The 17,186-nt window shown below is 41.5% G+C and carries 18 protein-coding genes; 2 read left to right on the top strand and 16 right to left on the bottom strand.

Annotated elements, in window-relative coordinates; translation table 11 throughout:
• Nucleotides 1–540: 540 nt before the first annotated feature.
• The 5 genes from WBM98_RS17065 to WBM98_RS17045 all read right to left on the bottom strand — a co-directional run bounded on the left by WBM98_RS17065 (nucleotide 541) and on the right by WBM98_RS17045 (nucleotide 6,782).
• The gene (locus WBM98_RS17065) at nucleotides 541–1,686 is read right to left on the bottom strand and encodes a N(5)-(carboxyethyl)ornithine synthase (protein WP_424367224.1); all 1,146 of its coding nucleotides are present in this window, start codon (nucleotides 1,684–1,686) and stop codon (nucleotides 541–543) included.
• Between the two features lie 495 nt (nucleotides 1,687–2,181).
• Nucleotides 2,182–3,432, bottom strand: a complete 1,251-nt coding sequence (locus WBM98_RS17060) for a glycosyltransferase (RefSeq protein WP_424367223.1) — start codon at nucleotides 3,430–3,432, stop codon at nucleotides 2,182–2,184.
• 109 nt (nucleotides 3,433–3,541) lie between these two features.
• The gene (locus WBM98_RS17055) at nucleotides 3,542–5,053 is read right to left on the bottom strand and encodes a DEAD/DEAH box helicase (protein ID WP_424367222.1); all 1,512 of its coding nucleotides are present in this window, start codon (nucleotides 5,051–5,053) and stop codon (nucleotides 3,542–3,544) included.
• Between the two features lie 288 nt (nucleotides 5,054–5,341).
• Complete coding sequence (locus tag WBM98_RS17050; RefSeq protein ID WP_424367221.1) at nucleotides 5,342–6,271, bottom strand: 2-hydroxyacid dehydrogenase; 930 nt, start codon at nucleotides 6,269–6,271, stop codon at nucleotides 5,342–5,344.
• Between the two features lies 1 nt (nucleotide 6,272).
• Nucleotides 6,273–6,782, bottom strand: a complete 510-nt coding sequence (locus tag WBM98_RS17045) for a DUF6155 family protein (RefSeq protein ID WP_424367220.1) — start codon at nucleotides 6,780–6,782, stop codon at nucleotides 6,273–6,275.
• A 182-nt stretch (nucleotides 6,783–6,964) separates the two neighbouring features.
• Between WBM98_RS17045 and WBM98_RS17040 the strand changes: the two genes are divergently transcribed.
• The gene (locus WBM98_RS17040) at nucleotides 6,965–7,828 is read left to right on the top strand and encodes a sigma-70 family RNA polymerase sigma factor (RefSeq protein ID WP_424367219.1); all 864 of its coding nucleotides are present in this window, start codon (nucleotides 6,965–6,967) and stop codon (nucleotides 7,826–7,828) included.
• Between the two features lie 76 nt (nucleotides 7,829–7,904).
• Here WBM98_RS17040 and WBM98_RS17035 read toward each other — a convergent pair whose 3' ends face one another.
• The 3 genes from WBM98_RS17035 to WBM98_RS17025 form a co-directional block, all read right to left on the bottom strand.
• On the bottom strand, nucleotides 7,905–8,255 hold the full coding sequence (locus WBM98_RS17035) for a hypothetical protein (protein WP_424367218.1): 351 nt from the start codon (nucleotides 8,253–8,255) through the stop codon (nucleotides 7,905–7,907).
• 206 nt (nucleotides 8,256–8,461) lie between these two features.
• Complete coding sequence (locus tag WBM98_RS17030; protein WP_424367217.1) at nucleotides 8,462–8,803, bottom strand: hypothetical protein; 342 nt, start codon at nucleotides 8,801–8,803, stop codon at nucleotides 8,462–8,464.
• Nucleotides 8,804–9,063: 260 nt separating this feature from the next.
• Nucleotides 9,064–9,411: a hypothetical protein gene (locus WBM98_RS17025; protein WP_424367216.1), complete on the bottom strand. Its 348-nt coding sequence runs from the start codon at nucleotides 9,409–9,411 to the stop codon at nucleotides 9,064–9,066.
• A 205-nt stretch (nucleotides 9,412–9,616) separates the two neighbouring features.
• Here WBM98_RS17025 and WBM98_RS17020 point away from each other — a divergent pair, with 205 nt between their 5' ends.
• Complete coding sequence (locus WBM98_RS17020) at nucleotides 9,617–10,564, top strand: TerC family protein (RefSeq protein WP_424367215.1); 948 nt, start codon at nucleotides 9,617–9,619, stop codon at nucleotides 10,562–10,564.
• Between the two features lie 66 nt (nucleotides 10,565–10,630).
• Here the strand turns inward: WBM98_RS17020 and WBM98_RS17015 are convergent, their stop codons facing one another.
• The 8 genes from WBM98_RS17015 to WBM98_RS16980 form a co-directional block, all read right to left on the bottom strand.
• On the bottom strand, nucleotides 10,631–10,891 hold the full coding sequence (locus WBM98_RS17015; RefSeq protein ID WP_424367214.1) for a phosphopantetheine-binding protein: 261 nt from the start codon (nucleotides 10,889–10,891) through the stop codon (nucleotides 10,631–10,633).
• Nucleotides 10,892–10,962: 71 nt separating this feature from the next.
• Nucleotides 10,963–12,246, bottom strand: a complete 1,284-nt coding sequence (locus WBM98_RS17010) for a beta-ketoacyl-[acyl-carrier-protein] synthase family protein (RefSeq protein WP_424367213.1) — start codon at nucleotides 12,244–12,246, stop codon at nucleotides 10,963–10,965.
• Nucleotides 12,239–12,685: a 3-hydroxyacyl-ACP dehydratase FabZ family protein gene (locus tag WBM98_RS17005; RefSeq protein ID WP_424367212.1), complete on the bottom strand. Its 447-nt coding sequence runs from the start codon at nucleotides 12,683–12,685 to the stop codon at nucleotides 12,239–12,241. Before WBM98_RS17005 ends, WBM98_RS17010 begins: the two co-directional genes overlap by 8 nt.
• Nucleotides 12,686–12,701: 16 nt before the next feature.
• On the bottom strand, nucleotides 12,702–13,481 hold the full coding sequence (locus WBM98_RS17000; RefSeq protein ID WP_424367211.1) for an enoyl-ACP reductase FabI: 780 nt from the start codon (nucleotides 13,479–13,481) through the stop codon (nucleotides 12,702–12,704).
• 32 nt (nucleotides 13,482–13,513) lie between these two features.
• Entirely contained in the window at nucleotides 13,514–14,569 is a 1,056-nt protein-coding gene (locus tag WBM98_RS16995; RefSeq protein ID WP_424367210.1) for a type III polyketide synthase, read from the bottom strand.
• Nucleotides 14,562–15,290, bottom strand: coding sequence for a methyltransferase domain-containing protein (locus WBM98_RS16990; protein ID WP_424367209.1), 729 nt, complete (start codon nucleotides 15,288–15,290; stop codon nucleotides 14,562–14,564). Before WBM98_RS16990 ends, WBM98_RS16995 begins: the two co-directional genes overlap by 8 nt.
• Nucleotides 15,290–16,456 carry an NAD(P)/FAD-dependent oxidoreductase gene (locus tag WBM98_RS16985; RefSeq protein ID WP_424367208.1) on the bottom strand — a complete coding sequence of 389 codons (1,167 nt, stop codon included), beginning with the start codon at nucleotides 16,454–16,456 and terminating at the stop codon, nucleotides 15,290–15,292. Before WBM98_RS16985 ends, WBM98_RS16990 begins: the two co-directional genes overlap by 1 nt.
• A 30-nt stretch (nucleotides 16,457–16,486) precedes the next feature.
• A complete protein-coding gene (locus WBM98_RS16980; RefSeq protein ID WP_424367207.1) occupies nucleotides 16,487–17,182 on the bottom strand; it encodes an OmpA family protein in 696 nt (231 codons plus the stop codon).
• Nucleotides 17,183–17,186 lie beyond the last annotated feature (4 nt).

Below are 17,186 nucleotides of genomic sequence, written 5' to 3'. Positions count from 1 at the left end.
GGTCAATATTGCCCTCACATTGGACCAGCAAACCCATGCAAACAAAAACGCCGATATAATAAAGGGACGACAGTTTGTTCCTGTTTCTATTCATGGTTTTCATTATCGAACGGGAATATTAATTTTCGTACTTGGATTGGAACTGAATTTCGGTCTGTTCCCATAAAGTTACTTTTTTTTTGATAAAGTATGGAGTGCACTAAAAACTGGATGGCTTTCGGCATTATTCTTATCTCTTAATGAATCTATGGATAATCAATGTCGACAAACCACTATACTATTGCCCAAATGGATATTTAAAATCTGAACGCATATAAAATTATCACATGAAAAAAAATGACAATCTTTTCGACGAGTCTAATCGCGGATGTTTTGATCAATGTAAACGACCCATAACGTTCAACGTTGACCATGCGCAAGGCCATAACGTTCTGATCTATGCATTATTGACCCCTCGTCGCCGTGCTCAAAGGCATCTTAAGAAATATACCCGTTCGATAATTTAAACCATTGGATTGATAAAAAAAGCTCAATATTCTTTTACCCCTTTACATGATGTGGGTAGTCTTTTTTACGATTCTGAAATTCAAGAATACTATCTTTTACGATGACCCCCTTATCGATATTCAGCGCATTTTTAATGGTACTATTTTCATTCCAACTGTCGCGACCGGCAATCACGGATGGAAGATGCACGATCAATGCGGCAGATATGGATCTTGAAGCACTTTCCCAAAAATAACTCGGTGTATGATCTACGGCATAATAGTCAATTTTATCAATGGCTACGATTGGGTTTTTAAAAGTGGTTGGTTTTGCAAAATAAAAGCCCATACCCTCATCACAACTTACATCGATAATAAGGGTGCCTGGCTTAAGCTTCGATTTTTCATTTTCCTTAATATAATCAATAGGGTCATCTATATCCTGATAGGTTCCATTGATAATTATCTCTGACTCACTTATTAAATCCAGCAACGGTCGTTCTGAACCATCGTGTTCAACCACGATCAATCTAGGCTCATTCTCATTTCCTTTTCTAAGTCTGGCATAATGTACATCCAACACTTCCTCTCTCACTTCATGATCGGGTCTTTGAATACAGATGGTAATATCCCTAAAGCCGTGGGCTTTTAAGGCGTAGATAGCGCCTCTGCTTACTGCCCCGAAACTAAAGATGATCACCTTTCTTTGATTTCCATAATGACCATCAATTCCTTTTAATTGCAATGCATGTATCACGGCACTATACCCCGCCATTTCATTGTTTTTATAAAAAGTATGCCTGCCCATTTGCCCATTGGGACTCCAAACGTACATATCTTCAAAGGCAATCAATGTCAATTTCTTATCTATAGCGGTTTGTGTAATTTGCATTTGTTGGGCACAATGGGGATAACCCCAAACAATACCACCTTCTTTCAACGCTTCCAAATCAGATAAGATAGGTTTAGCAATTATTACAGCACCAATATCAGATAAGATTTCATCTCGCGTTGCCATTCCTCCGGTCAAATCACTTATTTCCTCATCTTCAAAATTGAAAGGGGTGCCGTAGCCTCTCTCAAAAATGAGTTGCTTACGAATATGCTCTGGAAGTCTTTTTAGATGTTCTGGGTGAATAGGCACCCGTCTTTCATCTTCTTTTTTTGAAGTTCCAATAACCCCCATTTTTAATACAGCCATTTTTTATTGAATTGAAACGAATTGCAGAGTAATGAAATGAGCAATGCGCTAGATTAAAATTACTTTTGGGTAGTTATTACTAGCAATCAGGCATTAAGTTGGTCACCAGGGTGTCATTAATTAAAATAAAGGCTTAAGAAGAAAACCTAAACAATTCGCCGAAGCGTTGCGAAAAGGTAATTAATATCAACAGATAAATACTTTTCAAAGATACTTCATTAATACCCACTTACCCCCTATTTCAAAACAATAAGCGCTTAAAAAGAAAACAAAGGTCCTTTTGGTTGCAGAAATCATGAAAAACTATTGAAATTATAATACCTTAAAAAACTATTGCCAACAACGAATGGGTTCAAAAAATCAACTTCATTCCAAACCAAAGGAAAGGTTTACGCTTATTAGTTGGATGGCCAGGTTCAACGTGACGTTTTTAGCGAAAAACCCTATGGTCAATTTCCTGTTCTACATTTTTGGGCATTCGATAACGAAACTTCCTTATTTTGTATGTTTAGCCTCGATCCATTTGCTCATATATTTGGTGCTATTCAGGGTTTGATGCCTAAGCAGGGCCCCCAGGAAATTTGAGTTTCGGTGATTTTCAATATTGTTTTGCAAGGCAGACAGGGAAGTCCTAAATTTTAATGCCACAACCTCTCGGTCATAATAAGTATTCAAAATCTGAACGCCTTTTTGTTGCGCATGTACCCATTGTTTCTTATCGGTATACAAATCTGTTGCGGCCTGGGCAAAATTTATGGCATCATCAGCAAGGCTACCGCACCAATCCAAGTCCCCATGCATACCCTCTGCCCCTATAGAGGTGGTGACACTGGGTGTACCATAAATCATGGCATCGATGAGTTTCCCTTTTAAACCAGCACCAAAACGTAGAGGTGCTAAATTCACCCGGTGCTGTTCCATGACGGTCCCGACACTTTTGGTCCAGCCTATGATATTGAACCCAATGGCTGGGTTATGCAGTTGGTGCAGCTGCTGGGGCAGATAACCGCCATAAACATGAAGATTGGCATGGGGTAAGGTTTGTCGGATCTGGGGCCATATTACTTTGTGAAGCCAAAGTACAGCATCAACATTGGGCGAATGTTTACCATTGCCGACACAGATAAAATCCTTACGGCTATTAAAATCGGGCCAATCGGAAATTCTGTCATCGCCAATCCTATCGAACTGAAATGGTAAATGCAGCAGCAGTTTTTTATCGATGTTAACCCCTTGTTCCAAAAGCTCCATTTCATAGGTTGAAATTATCAAGGAAAGGTCACAGCGATAAATAGCGGCTATTTCACGCTTGGTCACATCACTTTGTAACCATGTATCGGTCGAAAACGGGATATTCTTTTTAAAAAGCTGTTCTCGAACCTGTCGCAAGGAATGTAGGTCTTCAGTATCGAGAATCCGTAAGGCGTTCGGAGCGAACTCGGCAACGCGCCAACCAAATTGCTCCTCGGTCAAGAAACGGTCAAACATCACCATCATGGGGTCCAACGTTTGAACAAACGCATTAAAACCAGAATCGTTCAAAACAATTTTTTGCTCTTTGATCCCCAATTCGGACAGATCTAAGGAATGTTCGGACTTGGTCCCTGTACTGGCAAAGGTAATGTCGTACTGCTGGTCTTGAAAACAGCGAATCAACTGCAGCATACGACTACCGGCCGCAGTAGTATAGGGTTCGGGCCAGGTGTAGCCGATAATAAGGAGCCGTTTTTTCGTTGTTATTCCCATCGTATTCACATGGTTCATCGATCTTAGGTGAGTGCATGGCAACCTAGTTCAATGCTTTTTTAACCCAGTACCAAAGCAAAGCCGAGCAACCACAGTATTAAGTACCGTATCAAAGCCTCTCTGCGAATAGCTTCGATATCCTTGAGCGTAACTTGCGTTCATAGTCCTCTTCCAACCACTCTTTATAGTTCTTGGTATTGTTCATGATACAGTAGGAATATTGCCGTACACGATAGGCAATTTCCTCCTTCAATGATTTGGCCAATATACGCGCCTCAAAGACATCCTCTGCATTCTCCACACAAATCTGGGCATGCTGTTCAATACTGCTTTCCAAAACGAGTTTCGATTTTAAGCCTTGTGCAAAGATTTTTTTATATTCAGCCTTGACATCGAATTCAATATTTTCTGATCGGGCAAACTTTTCCTGTAACTCCGGAGGCATTTCATAAATGAATTCCCGTTCAATTTCCTCATCGTTCTTTATGTTTTCAAGATAGAAATCAGGGAAATGGAAGATTTCCTGCCAATCGATAGGGGCATCCCACATCCCAAAGCGAACCACATTGTTTCCCAAATCCACCACCGTAAATTCCTCTTTTTCAGACAATACCCTTGAACCCCGACCGATCATTTGAAAGTATAAGGTCAAGGAACGGGTGGCCCTATTGAGCATTATGGTTTCTACCGTAGGTTCATCGAAACCCGTGGTCAAAATACTTACCGAGGTAAGAATGGCGTCTGGAGTCTCTGAAAACCATTTCAGTATTTCTCGGCGCTCCGAAGCTGTATTTTTATTATCGAGATGGCGAATCGGAAGACCGGCTTTTTTGAACGTCTCGTATACATAAATTGAAGTATTGATCCCATTGTTGAAAATAAGGGTCTTTTTCCCTTTCGAAAGTTCATTGTAGGCATTCAACAATTTGCCCAGCATGCTTTGGTTCCCGTAGAGTTCATCGGAGGATTTTACCGTGTAATCGCCATTGATGCCGAGTTTAAGGCTTTGCAGACTCACATCGTAATTATACATATTCGCTTTTGCCAAGAACTTCCTGTTGATCAAGTTGGAAATCGATTCCCCTACAATCAACTTTTGATAGTTGTCCTTCATAGGGAGTTTTATATTGGAGCTCAAAGGTGTTGCCGTTACTCCCAATATAACGGCCTTTTCGAAATATTTAAAAAGTTTTCGGAACGAATTGTAATGGGCCTCATCGATAATTACCAGCCCAATGTTGTTTATTTCTACCTTTTCATCTTGTAGACGGTTGTTCAGGGTCTCGACCATGGCGACAAAACACATATATTCATTTTGGTCCCTCAGTTCCTTTACCTCACTGTTGATGATTTTATTCTTGACCCCGAAACCGGTGAGCATACGGGATGTCTGTTGACTCAATTCGATACGGTGGGTCAGAACAACCACCTTTTTTTGGGTTTTGGTGATATATCGTCTGGCAATTTCAGAAAAAACAACGGTCTTGCCCCCACCTGTAGGCAATTGGTAGAGCAGATTGACATTATCGGGGGATTCCTCCAAATAATTGAAGATCTTGTTGAGGTCTTCCAACTGATAATCGTAAAGCGTCTTTTCCGTAGTTTTTTTTTGTAGCTCCAAGCAGTTTGTTTTGTAATTTCTATCCTAACCTTGGGCCGAGCCCAATTTTGCAAAATTAACAGAAATAAACACCTGTACGAAATTTAAGGAAGGAAATCCACGAAAAATTAAAATACGTTCCTAAATGAATTTTTGAATAAAGGCGTTTGAAAAAGGACTGAAGCCTTATAAATCGTAACGTGTACTTAGGATTCCTCCAGATTTTCCTGGCTTTCATCAAAGGGTAGGAAAATACAGCGTGTCATTTTGTCCATACGCCCCGCTTCGAAAAAACAATCAGATCGAGTATCAATATTTTTTGGTTTCAGATACGCGATGCAACAGGACTTCACCACTCATAAGCCTGCGATAGTTTTCAACGATTTGGGGCACCACGGAATTCGTATCTGAAACACTCGCGTAATGCGGTGTCATATGTACTTTGGGGTGCTTCCAGAAAGGATGGTCGGTTGGCAAGGGTTCTTGGTGGTACACATCCAAACAAGCGCTTGAAAGATGGCCATTATCAAGCATCTGAAGCAGGTCCCCATCGACAAGATGGCCACCACGGGCCACATTGATAATATGGGCTCCTTTGGGTAGTTGTTCAAAAAGGGCTGAATTAAGAATACCTGTGGTTGCTGGTGTCAAGGGCAATAAACACACGAGAATCTGGGTCGATCTCAAAAATTCGGCTTGTTCCTGTGAACCTGTGAAGGCTTTAACCCCTTTAATATTTTTATAGGAACCAGACCAACCTTGCACCGTGAAACCAAAATGAACCAAATCATTGGCCAAAACAGTGCCCAAGGCCCCAAGACCCATGATTCCGATGGTCATATCGACGATGCGCTTATATGGGATGGGTTTCCAAACTCCATTCCCCTGATCCACTTTATAATGGTATAAATTTTTAAGTTGGGCAAAAATCAAAGCCATAACATGTTCCGACATATCCTTCGCAAGGTATTCATCGACCACGCGTGTAATAGGGATATGCGTGGGTAATTGGGGATCCTCGAATAAAAAATCAACCCCTGCACCACTGGAAGCGATGCATTCCAAGTTGGGATAGCCCGCGAGGCTGCCTTCAGGCTGTTTCCAAACCAAGGCCATCTTAATGGCTTCCTTAGGATGGTCTTCCAAATAACCGTACACCGGTATTTGCGGGGCATGCAATTTCAATGCTTCCTTCCATAAATCGATTTTTCCGTCTTGTCTAATGATTACTATTCCCATATCAATCCAATATATCAAGAGCCCTGGAAAATGCTTCCTGGTAGCCCCACTTATTATTTTGTGTAAAATTGTACGTTTTGACAATGCGTTCCTTAAAATCGGAAACCAAGCCATTCAAGGATACGAACTGAACCATTTCATTGAACGAATTCAGCATGCTTTTGTAAAAGGCATCTGGTACGTTGCGATCCATCGAAAAGGCTTGCCCTATTTCAAGGTTATATAACATAAGATCGGCAATCAAGTGGGGCTCTACCCCCAATTTCACGAAATGTTTGATATATTTCTGAGCCACAGAACGTCGTGCTTTGGGCCGTTTTCTTTTTAAAGGAAAATATTCATTCGATATCTTGGCCTTGGCTTCTTGAACCAATTTATCCTCTTTCGGATTGAAAATGAAATCGTAATATTCCTTCACTACCGGAAAACGATCATAAAGATCCATAAGCTGCGCTTCAAGTTCCCTTTTTTTCAACTCCACCAAATATTTTTTAAGCGCTCTTTTCCCCATGTTTTACAGATAGGATTCAAAAATACACTTTGCGTGTATAAAATAAGAATCAGATGGTCCCAAAAATCAAAAACTTCTCATAAAAATTGTATAACATTCCCAGTATCCTTTGGAAAAGAGAGAATTTTGATGTATTATGAACTCTTGTAGATTGTTCAATTTAAAACACTAATCACACACATATGAGGCAACTAAAGATCATCAAGCAAGTTACTAACAGAGAGTCAAAATCCTTGGATAAATACTTGCAGGATATCAGTAAAATTGAATTGATAAACGCTCAGGAAGAAGTAGAATTGGCACAACGTATTCGTACCGGGGATCAAGCGGCCCTCGAAAAACTGACTACTGCCAATTTACGTTTTGTGGTCTCGGTAGCCAAGCAGTATCAAAACCAGGGTCTAAAACTTCCCGATTTGATCAATGAGGGCAATTTAGGGCTTGTTAAGGCCGCGAAGCGTTTTGATGAGACCCGTGGGTTTAAATTCATCTCCTACGCCGTTTGGTGGATACGTCAATCGATATTACAGGCATTGGCAGAACAATCCCGTGTGGTTCGTCTGCCTTTGAACAAGATCGGGTCAATAAATAAAATAAAAAAGACTTTTTCTTATTTGGAACAAGCCCACGAACGCCCACCTTCCGCTGAGGAAATAGCCAAGGAGCTTGAAATGACGGTTACTGAAGTGAAGCAGTCGTTAAAAAATGCTGGGAGACATGTATCTATGGATGCCCCACTGCGGGAGGGAGAGGATTCCAACCTTTATGATGTGATGCGATCTGGGGAATCACCCCGACCTGATAAGTTGTTGTTGCAGCAGTCATTGAATACCGAGATAAATAGGGCTTTGGATACACTGTCACCGCGGGAAGCCGATGTTGTGAAACTGTATTACGGTATTGGTGACCAGCAGTCAATGACCTTGGCCGAGATTGGCCAAACATTTGACCTTACCCGTGAACGTGTGCGTCAAATAAGGGAGAAGGCCATTAGAAAATTGCGTCATAATTCCAGAAGCAAACTCTTAAAAACCTATTTGGGATAGCTTTGAAACGCTCCCAAATAAATAAAGCCCTGATGATAATCATCAGGGCTTTATTTATTTATATTGGTTACCCAAGTTAATGCGCGTATCTAGATCGAACCAATCCCAAATATTCCTCAACACCCTGTCTCAGTTCATTGAAGTTCGCATATTGTTCTTTTACTTTTTCCACATAACCCTTGACCGACTCCTTATGCCCTTTAAGGGAATCAATAATTTCCCTGTTGTTTCTTCTAAAGGATTCCAATCCGTTTTTCAGTGATTCTCTACGTTCAAAATGACTATAAGTTTGGGGTTCACAACTGTACGAGTTCAGTTTACTGCTTAATTGATCAATATCCATTAAACTACGCTCTAATTGAATTACCAGCATATTTTCCTTGGGTTCAAGGCTTGTAGAACTTCTTGTATTTGAGAATGCTTTCATAGGATTTGAAATAGGGGTTAAACAAAAACTATATCTTAGATGCTTTAAATTACAAAATAATTCGCTCTCATTTACTTTCTAAAGAACACATTTTCAATATTTAACGGTTTATTGGCATTTAAGAATTGTAAGATTTACCTTTCTATTCCAAAAAAAACCTCCGATAATTCGGAGGTTTTTGTTTACAATATGGATGTTTTTTAGGATTAGTTATCCATGATATCATCCTCAAATTCAATTTCGGCCATTGCCTTGTTCAATTGGTCTGAAAAAGGATTTTTAAGGAGCAATTTCCTGAGTCGCTGTCTACGTCGTTCTGAAATATCCAAGGTATCCAAAATGGAATTTCGACGGGCCATAGTATTCTTGTGTTCTACCTTCAATTGCATACGGGCATCAACACTTAGCACCAAATCGGGTTCATAGAGTTCCATGACCGTATGTTTTTTAATCTTGATTTTTTCGGCGTCATTCGCTTGCGCGCTCATATGGGTGGAACCCAAGAATAGGAATAGTAATCCTACCACCCCAAGGATACTTTTTTTCATCTTACATTTTTATAGTGATGTCTCGTTGTTAAATATATAAAAAATAAGGTACGACTCCCTCTTTATGCGGTTTAGGTCAACGAGTTTATCCGGGTTTTATCGTCAAAACCTCGGTTATGTTAAGAACTTAACCGTTTTCGAAATGAATTTCCCCAGTGGTTGCTGTAGCGGCAAGAACCTACAAAACAAGAAAACCGATATAACCATACCCCTCAGTGTATCGCCATATCGGCATTGCTGCATTTTTTAAAAAGCGCCATTTAAGGCTGTAACTTCGTCTTTGTCTTTAGATAATTCTTGTACTGGGTTTTGGAAAGCATGGCCTCCATATCCTCATTTTCCTGTGACGTCAATTGCTTCAACATAACCATCTTATCGGTTTCAGAGACATTCAATTTCCCCACCTTGGCCTTTTTCAACATATACCCCGTTAGGGTTTGCTCAAAAGTTTTTAATTGATCCGCGTCCAGTCCGAGTTCGGTCCCATATTTTGTGGTCAATTCCTTGGCTTTTGCCTTAATGAGACCATCTTCATCCTGTGGTAAGGTGTTGGCGGTTGCCACATGGGACAATACTAAAGCGGTAAAAAGTAAAAGTAGTCGTTTCATTTTTTAATTTTTTTGGAACATGGTTCGTTCAAAAGTGTTTTTTAGTTACTGAAAAGGTAAAAAAAAACGTGTTATCATGGCAGCGATTCCACCATTTTTTATTGTTATTACAATTTTCGAGCCAAAAAACTTATTCCGGGAATCAAGGATTCTTTCAATTCAAAAATACTACTTAACTTCGTGCCTGCTAAAATAAAATTGCTTTATGTGGGTTTGGGTACTGTTCATCGCTATGGTCATTGTTTTCCTCGCCTTGGATCTTGGTGTTTTCCATAAAAAGGAACACGTGATCAAAAGTAAGGAAGCTGGCATTTGGACGGCCATCTGGGTTGCAGTGGCGCTTTCTTTTAGTGGGGTCATCTATTGGTTGTTCTCTTCGGGGATGGTCGACAACCCTACGGGGCTTACGCCGAATAATGCGGTTCTGAAATATGTAACGGGTTACCTTATCGAATTGTCACTGAGTATTGACAATGTGTTTGTCATAGCGGTTATTTTCCAAGCTTTCAAGATTCCGCCCCTTTATCAACATCGGGTTTTGTTTTGGGGTATTTTAGGTGCCATTGTTTTTCGTGGATTGATGATTTTGTTCGGGGTAGCGCTTATCACCAAATTTGATTGGATCATTTATGTTTTTGGTGTATTTCTTTTATATACGGCCTTTAAAATGTTGAAATCGGACGAATCCCACTTTGATCCCAAAAAATCATGGGTCTTTCGACAAATCAAAAAGATTTACCCGATAACCAGTACAATTAAGGACCATAATTTTTTTGTAAAACGGATGGGTATCAGTGCTGCCACTCCCCTGTTTGTAGCGCTTATCATCATCGAGTTGACCGATGTACTTTTCGCCTTGGATAGTATTCCTGCCATTTTGGCGATAACGGCTGATCCATTTATTGTTTTCAGTTCCAATATACTGGCAATTCTCGGACTCCGATCTATGTACTTCCTTATTTCAAGAATGTTGGAAAAATTCCGATATATCAACTATAGCCTTGTGGTCATTCTGGCCTTTGTAGGGCTTAAAATGTTGTTCTCGCACAACATCGAGTTACCCGAATGGGTTTCCCTGACGGTCATATCAGTATCCTTGTTCACGGGTATCCTTGCCTCCTTGCTTATCCCTGAAAAAAGCCAAAACGAATAGAAGGTATTCAAGGCATCATACGAAGAGGGGTCAAGTGTTGAAAAGGAATAGCCCTGAACGCTTACCTTAGATCTCTTTAGCCTCCAATTTCCTGTCGATGATATCGAGGGCATCGTTGACGGTTTGCATTCGATCCATATCCTCATTTTCCAATTGTATGTCAAAAGCGTCCTCCACATCCAATATGATATCCACCAAATGAGCCGAGTTGATATTCAATTCATTTAGGAAATTACTGGTCGGAGCAATAGCATCAACCGAAACGTCTTCGGGCAGATACACTTTAATAATGTCTTTCAAAATCTGATATTTGGCTTCTTCTCCCATAGTAGCTCTTTATTTACAATGCTGAACGTTTGTTCGGCAGTGAGATTCCTACTTTTCAAATCGAAGTCCTATTAGATAACTTCCTTTTGAAACTCCTTAAAAATAACACAAGCATTCACATCCCCAAAACCAAAACTGGCCTTTGCAATGATTTTGGGATGAAAGGGTAATGTTTTATGTGGGATTTTGGTCCCCGAAATGAGCCCCAAGATTTCTGGATGTACATCCTCACAATTGACGTTCCCAAATAGTATTCCTTCCCGAAACTGCAATACCGTACCTACGCATTCAATACTTCCAGCGGCAGCCAAACAATGCCCTATCGTTCCTTTGAAGGAGTTGATATAAGGAAATGATACCCCTTCCCGGTCCAAAGCAGCACTCCAATTCGCAATTTCAAGCACATCCTTTGAGGTGGCTGTCAAGTGACCGTTAATGGCCTCAATGTCATTTGCTGTAATTCCGGAATTAATTACCGCATTGCGGATACAGCGTTGCACGGCAACACTATTGGGCGCGGTCATAGATCCCTCGCCCCGTTGACCGCCACTATTGATTTCCCCTCCCAAGACCTCTGCATAAATTCTGGCACCCCGTTTTTGGGCACTGTTTAAGGATTCCAAAACCAAGGCTCCTGCCCCACTTCCAGGCACAAATCCCTTTGCGGAAGCGCTCAATGGTCGACTTGCTTTGGATGGTGTATCGTTATACGTTCGGGGCAATATACGCATGGCATCAAAACCTCCCCAAACATAAGGGCCACTATCACTACAGCTCCCCGTCAACATAATTTCCGCCTTACCGGCAGCAATGCGTTCATAAGCCATTAACACCCCTTCTGTTCCTGTCGTGCAGGCCGAGGAATTGGTGGTAACCTGATTCCCACACCCCAAAATACCCCCGAGGTAGGCACTGATGCCACTGGCCATGGTCTGTAAAACCGTAGTGCTTCCAAGGCGTCTTACCTGCTTATCATCAACCAGATGTATGGATTCCCGAAACTTATCTACCCCAAGGATACCCGTGCCAAAGAGAACACCTCGTTCCCAATCAGGTTCATCGGAGGCATTTTTATCCAACCCTGCATCTGACCAGGCATCAACACCGGCAATCACCCCATAGACAATTCCTGTGGCATTCAATCCTCGCTGTTGCAATGGAGTAAAATAATTGTTCAAGATATTATCCTTGACCAATGGTTCTCCGGCTACTTGGCATCCGAAATCCAATTCTTCCAGTTTTGACTGAAACCGAATACCACTTTTACCGTCTCGCAAAGCGTTGGTGAAATCAGATAGGCCCACCCCATTTGGGGCACATACGCCCAATCCCGTGATTACGACACGCCTATCCATTTACATCGCCCTTTAACATGCCTGCCAAAACTCCTTTACATACCATATCGTCATTTGTATCATACATACGTACTTCGCATTTTAATTTATGGAATCTATAGTAGATTTTTTTAGAGACCACCTTCACTTTTTCTCCGGGTAATACGGGTTTATAAAATTCCATTTGGGAACTGCTCAGCCCTATTTTTGGGTTTTTAACTTCTTGCTCCCCATGTAACAGAAAGATACCTAGGCAAACTAGCCCGATTTGGGCACAGCACTCGGTCAGGATAACCCCTGGGGTCACCGGGTTATCCTTAAAATGTCCTTTGTAAAAATCCATTTCCTTCCGAAACGTAAAATCTCCCTCCACACCCATGTCATCAATATGCTCCACTGCATCCACGAAAAGGAAAGGGGCTTCATAGGGCAACTGTTTTAGGATAGTGTCTGTAGTCATCGCTTATTGAATTAAATCATCTTAAACTTTCGCCCCCATCTACCTTGATCACGGTGCCCGTAATCCATTTTGCCTCATCCAGGGTAAGCAGATAGGCAACATTGGCAACATCCTCGGGGGTCGTCAGTCTTTTATTGGGATTGCGTTCCAAGGTATGGGATTTGATTTTTTGATAGCCTGGAATCATTGCAAAAGACTTGGTTTCGGTAACTCCCGCTTGTATGCAATTCGCCTTGATGCCCATTGACGCAAATTCCAAGGCTATGTTTCGGGTAAGTGCTTCCAAGGCAACCTTGGCCACGGAAACCGCTCCGTAACTGGGTAACGCCCGTGTATTGCCCTCACTGGTAAAGGAAATAATGCGGGCATCTTCAGAAAACAGATCGGCATACACCAAAGCTTTTGTCCATTCGTATAGACTCAAGGCCATGGCTTCAAAGGTTATTTTAAGATCTTGATCGCTCAAGGCCAAGGATTTATTTGCATGCATAGGTTTTAAACTTCCTTTGGCAATACTGTGTACCAACACCCCGATTTTATGTTCTTTAGGCAGCAAGGCTTGAATTTCATGGATCAATTCCTTTCGCTTTTCGCTTTGGACGGCATCCGCATTAAACGTCTTGCATTGTACCCCATGGGAGGTGATTTCATCAAATTCCTTGTTCAATTCCTTTACATCCGCTCTTCGGTCCCTGTGTATGATAATGATATCAAATCCATGTCTCGCCAATTTTTTGGCCGTTGCCAATCCTAAACCGCTACTCCCTCCCAATATCAATGCCCAATCTTTCTTCATATTACATCTATTTATTCAGATACCACAACTTGTTACCACTCCAGCAATACCCTTTGGGCGGAAAATCCTGGCCCAAAACTCAAAATAAGTCCCTGATCCCCCTGGGGTATTTCTTTAGCCATAAAGCGTTCCAAGACATAAAGGACGGTAGCACTACTCATATTACCGTAAAGGCGTAACACCTCCCGGGTATCATCGATATTCTTACCCAATGCACCAAAAAGCTCCTCCACGGTCTGTACGATTTTCTTGCCTCCGGGATGAAAAATCAAATGGTCTACCCTGGCAATGTCACTTCCATTCTTCTCTAGAAAGGGATGCACGATAGCGGGGAAATGTTGTGCAATAGTTTCTGGTACGGCAGGATCCAAGATCATTTTCAATCCATGATTGGTAAGATCGAAGCCCATGAGATGGGTGGCATCCCTAAAATGATACATTTCTTCCCCGACAATACGTGGGCCTTGTGCATTTTCCTCGGAAGAAAGGAGAACGCAGGCTGCGCCATCACCGAATATGGCCGCACTGACCATATTGGCCATTGAAAAATCATTCAATTGAAAGGTGGCTGTTGGACTCTCAACGGAGACCACTGCTATTCTTTTGTTCGGATTGGATTTTAAGAAATTGTGGGCATAAATCAATCCAGAAACCCCAGCCGCACAACCCATTTCCGTTACTGGCAACCGAACGATATCCTGTCGTAGATCCAAGGCATTGATCAAATAAGCATCCAATGAAGGGATCATGATACCCGTACAGCTTACGGTAATGATATAATCCAACGAATCTGGTCGCCAATCCGCCTTTTCCAAGGCTTTTTTCAAAACGGTAGTCCCTAAATTTTTGACCTCCCGAATGTAGATCGCATTCTTCTCCTCTAAAGAGGTCGCTAAAAATACTTCCTCTATGGGCATAATCCCGTAGCGCGTATCCACGGCCGCACCTTCGAATATTTTAATCACCTTACGTCTAAATCGCGCATCCTGACCTTGAAGCCAAAATTCAACAAAAGGCAATATATCCTTCGTCTCCCGGCAGTATAGCGGTAATTCTGTGGTTACGGCAACAATTCTTGAATCATTCATAGGAACTTGATTGTTGCTTTTTCCTTATAATCCAGACATATCGAAAAGCCCATTTCCAGGATATTTCATGATCAACATGGGGCAATGATTTGGAAAGCGCCCATAATTCCGATTTCCGAAATGCTCTTCTGATGGAGGTCAATCCGTCTACCTTAGCAACTTTTGTTTTTATAAAAATAAGGCTAAATACTTTAAATAGATAATAGGCTATGGCACTACGATGTAGATCATTGATAACCACCCCAATGGAGGCCAACTTGGTAAACTGTTGGACAAAATCCAGAATTTCTGAATTTTTAAAATGATGCAAGGTCAGGGTGGTGATTACAATATCGCAGGCAAAATCAGAAAAATCAGCCTTGAGGATATCCTTTTCATAATAGGTTATTTCAGGAAAATTGACCGATGCAGTCCGTGCCAAGGTCAATGCATCGCTATTTAAATCCATACCGATCAACTGCACCTCAATATTGCGTTTTCTAGCGGTCTTTGCGAGTGCCCGCAGCATATTTCCTTGGGCACAACCCATATCCAAAATCGTATATGATTTTCTTGGATGCTCCTGAATCAACCTAAAGACAGCGTTTATGGTAATGGCGTTACCCCCGAGCAAGCGGTTCACCCTATCGATGTCCTTCAAAACGACTGCCAGTTGTGTGATGGTCCCAGGGTAGTCATCCAATAGCTCTTTCTGGTCACTTCGGGTCTTAAAATCAATCATTATACAATGGTTTTCCCATGGGTTTTATTAATTATGAATCTCAAAAGACTTTTTGAATTACCGACCGTTTTAATACCAACCTCAAGATACTTTTTTTGAAGTAACACATGTTGTAATTTTCTACCATACCATAATCGTTGTTTAAAGGTTCGATTCCAAACACTCAAATAATCCTGTTCCATTTGGGAGCGGTCATAGGTAGCATTTCTAAAATATTCGCCTATTACCGTTGAGGCAAGTTTAGCACTATGTATGGCCATTGCCATGCCATTACCACAAAGCGGATGAATGAGTCCTGCCGTATCACCGCACATCAAAATATGGTCAACAATGGGCTTTTTCTTTTGAAATGAAATCTGGGCTATCGTCAAGGGACTGTCAAAAACAGGTTGGGATTCATTTAAAAACTGTTTCAAAAACTTATTTTCGGCGACTACAATTCGATTGAATTTTGCAATATCATTATATCTTTTGAAACTTTCGTAGGTAGTCAAATAGCAAAAATTCACGGCACCACTCTCGGTTCTAGAGAGACCTCCATAGCCTCCTTCAAAGTTATGCAGTGCGACCAGGTTTTGAGGAAAACTTGGATGGCTAAAATGTCCTTTGACGGCCAACCAACCCTGTTTTTCAAAACTAAAATCGCGCCTAAGGGCCTTATCCAAGGCCGACCTTTTGCCATAAGCACCAATGACCACTTTGGCATAAAGTGATTCATTGTTGGTCTTTACATTGAATCGGTCATTTTGGTACGTAACCGATGTCACCTTTGAAAAATTGCATAGAACTCCTTGGCCGATTGCCTTTTTGTACAATAAATGGTCAAAGGCATACCTGCTCATACCCATTCCCCCCAAAGGAAGTTTGGTTGCTGCCTTGTACCCAGAGAGCGTACTTATTTCGAAGTCGGTGATAGCTACAGCACCTTTTGCCAATAAATCAATTCCCAACCGCTCTAGGTATGGGCGTACTTCATTGGAAACATATTCCCCACAAACCTTATGATGGGGATAGGTATTGACTTCAAAAAGAACCACATCATATCCCTGTTGGGATAAATCAACAGCTGCGGTAAGTCCTGCTAGCCCCCCTCCGATTATAATTATATCATGTACGACCACTTTTGGTAAGGTACATAATTCCACAAAAAAATCCCGGCCATACATGCCGGGATTCCTATTAAAAACGTTTTGTGATTATCCCTTGGTTTTCTCAATGGCTTCTTCCTTAAGGTCATCATTGGCAAAAATGGCCAATTCTACCCTACGGTTTTTAGCTTTACCTTCTGACGTGGTATTATCAGCCTTTGGCTGATTTTCCCCATACCATTTTATTGTGAAACGGTCCACACCAATACCTTTGGATATCAGATAGTTGGTGACCGATTCTGCGCGTTGTTGCGACAACTTCATGTTATAATCTTCAGGTCCTGCACTATCGGTATGTCCTTCAACCAAGACATTGGAATCGGGATATTCCTTTAGAATACCTGCCAATTTATCAAGCGTTGCGGCAGAAGTACCTTTTACATACGACTTGCTCGTATCAAAATAGACGCCAGCTTCCTCATTAAAGACCACATTAATTCCTTCCCCTACTCGAGTAACCTCTGCACCAGGAATTTCTTCTTCTATCCGTTGGGCCTGTTTGTCCATTCTATTTCCGATATAACCCCCAGCAGCACCACCGATTACAGCTCCTAGTATGGCACCCAAAGCCGTATTGTTGCCACTTCCTACATTGTTTCCGATGACACCACCGATAACCGCACCACCGGCAGCACCTATTCCGGCTCCCCTTTGGGTCTTATTGGTATTCTGTACCGCCTTACAGCTAATTGTTAACGAAGCGACCATTAGTACGGACATGCCGTAAATTGCAATTTTTCTCATCTTT

Source organism: Maribacter sp. (assembly GCF_049667165.1).
GTDB lineage: Bacteria > Bacteroidota > Bacteroidia > Flavobacteriales > Flavobacteriaceae > Maribacter_A.
Note: the sequence above shows the minus strand (reverse complement) of the source record. Positions and strands in the feature narration are given on the sequence as shown.